The sequence below is a fragment of the Ruegeria sp. HKCCA4633 genome (genome assembly GCF_013034605.1).
Taxonomy (GTDB): domain Bacteria; phylum Pseudomonadota; class Alphaproteobacteria; order Rhodobacterales; family Rhodobacteraceae; genus Ruegeria.
Genome location: NZ_WQGJ01000022.1, coordinates 1 through 2,077, shown reverse-complemented (window position 1 = coordinate 2,077; position 2,077 = coordinate 1). Strand labels below are relative to the sequence as shown.

Sequence of the window (2,077 nt, the reverse complement as noted above, 5' to 3'; positions counted from 1 at the left end):
TGTCAATCGGCATTGAACATTGACCCCCTATCGGCATCCAATATTGACCCCGGTTGTGCTGAGCAGGCCCGGCGCTGCGTAGCCCTCATATAGCGCAGCGGCGGCGGGCCTGCGGGGTTTCGGATTGGCGCTATGCGCGGTTCTTGAAGCGCCAGCTTTCGTTGCCGGTCTCGACGATCTCGCAGTGGTGTGTGAGCCGGTCGAGCAGCGCAGTTGTCATCTTGGCATCGCCGAAGACACTGGGCCATTCGCCGAAGGCCAGGTTGGTGGTGACGATGATGGATGTGCGTTCGTAGAGCTTGCTGATCAGGTGGAACAGCAATTGACCGCCGGTCTGGGCGAAGGGCAGATAGCCCAGTTCATCGAGGATCAGGAAGTCGAGGCGGGAGATGAGGTCAGCGGTCCGACCTTGTCGCTCGGCGCGGGCCTCGGCATCAAGTTTGTTCACCAGATCGACCACGTTGAAGAACCGCCCGCGGCGACCTGCCCGGATGCACGTCCTGGCGATGCTGACGGCGAGATGGGTTTTGCCGGTGCCTGTGCCGCCGATCAGGACGAGGTTGCGTTGGTGGTCGAGGAAGTCCCCGGTGGCCAGGTCGCGGATCAGGGTCTCATTGACCTCGGCGGCTTCGAAGTCGAACTCTTCCAATTCCTTGGCCAGCGGCAGTTTGGCGATGGTCATCTGGTATTTGACCGAGCGGGCCTGCTTCTCGCGGATCTCGGCGGTCAGAAGATCCCCTATGATCCGCTGGGGCTCGTGCTGGCGCTTGACGGCGGTGGTCAGCACCTCGTCATAGGCGGCCCTCATTCCGTAGAGCCTCAGCTTTCCCATCGCATCGATTACGTCGGATCGTTCCATTCTGTGTTCTCCTCAAGCTGTCATATCGGTTGCAGTCGGCAATGGGCTCGCTGGCCAGCTTCAGCGCATCCGGCGTCGTAATTGTCAGGGGCGGTGGCGGCTCACGGTGCCGGGCCAGGATGTTCAGCACGACGCCAGCGGAATGAACGTTGTGCGACAGGGCTTCGGCACAGGCGGCCTCTACCGCCTCAAGGCCATCGGTCAGCACGGCGCTCAGAATGTCGACCATCTGCCGGTCACCGCCAGGCTGACGTTCCAGCTTGCGCCACACGCGGCGGATGGGCACCGGCAGGTCCCATTCCTTGAAGGGTGCCCCGTTGCGCAGAGCTCCGGGTTTGCGGGCCAGAACAGGGATGTAATGCAGGGGATCGAAGATGGTCTTGTCGCGCCCGAAGGCACGCTCGTGCTGGCCGACGATCCGCCCGTCCTGCCAGCATTCCAGCCGGTCGGCATACGCCCTGATCTCAACCGGCCGCCCCACGGCGCGGGCATCGACCGAGTATCGGTTTTTGTCGAACCGCACGAGGCAGGTCTTGGACACCGATGCAGGAACTGCATGGAATCCATCGAAAGGGCCGACGTAAGGAACAAGGCTCGGGCGCTCTTCTTCGAACACCTCCCAGATGGTCTTGTCGCGCATCTCGGGATGTTTGTTCGCCCTCGCATAATCCAGGCACCGGTCTTCCAGCCAGGCGTTCAGCTCGGCATAGGATTTGAGCTTCGGACGCGGCACGAAGAACCGGCGCCGGATCACCCCCACCTGGTTCTCGACCTGGCCCTTCTCCCAACCGGACGCAGGCGTGCAGGCCACGGGGTCGACCAGGTAATGTCCGCACATCTGCTGGAACCGCCGGTTATAGGCCCGGTCCTTGCCGACGAAGATCGCGTCGACCGCCGTCTTCATGTTGTCGTAAATCCCCCGGGCGCACGCTCCACCGAAGAAGGCGAACGCCTTGTCGTGGGCGTCGAACACCATCTCCTGGGTCTCTCTGGGATAGGCCCGCACAAACGGCATCCGGCTGTGGCTCAGGCGGACATGGGCGACCTTCACTGTCGTGGTGGCGCCATCGATCAGAACGACCTCATGGCTCCAGTCAAACTGATAGGCCTCGCCGGGATCGAAGCTGAGCGGCACATAGGCGGCCGCCGAGGCTTCCCGCGTCACCTTCGACCAACTGGCCGCATAGCGCCGCACCGCATCGTAGCTGCCGTCGTAGC

The 2,077-nt window shown here is 62.8% G+C and carries 2 protein-coding genes; both read right to left on the bottom strand.

All coding sequences use genetic code 11. From position 1 onward, the window contains the following. Window positions 1-130 precede the first annotated feature (130 nt). Window positions 131-859, bottom strand: coding sequence for an IS21-like element helper ATPase IstB (istB, locus tag GOV85_RS21380; RefSeq protein ID WP_171182000.1), 729 nt, complete (start codon window positions 857-859; stop codon window positions 131-133). Then, a partial coding sequence (gene istA, locus GOV85_RS21375; RefSeq protein WP_171181998.1) for an IS21 family transposase occupies window positions 792-2,077 on the bottom strand: 1,286 nt, incomplete at its 5' end. The genes istB and istA, both read right to left, overlap by 68 nt.

Excerpts from the sequence above, each read along its gene's own strand:
- istB (WP_171182000.1), bottom strand. The coding sequence starts at position 859 with ATGGAACGATCCGACGTAATCGATGCGATGGGAAAGCTGAGGCTCTAC.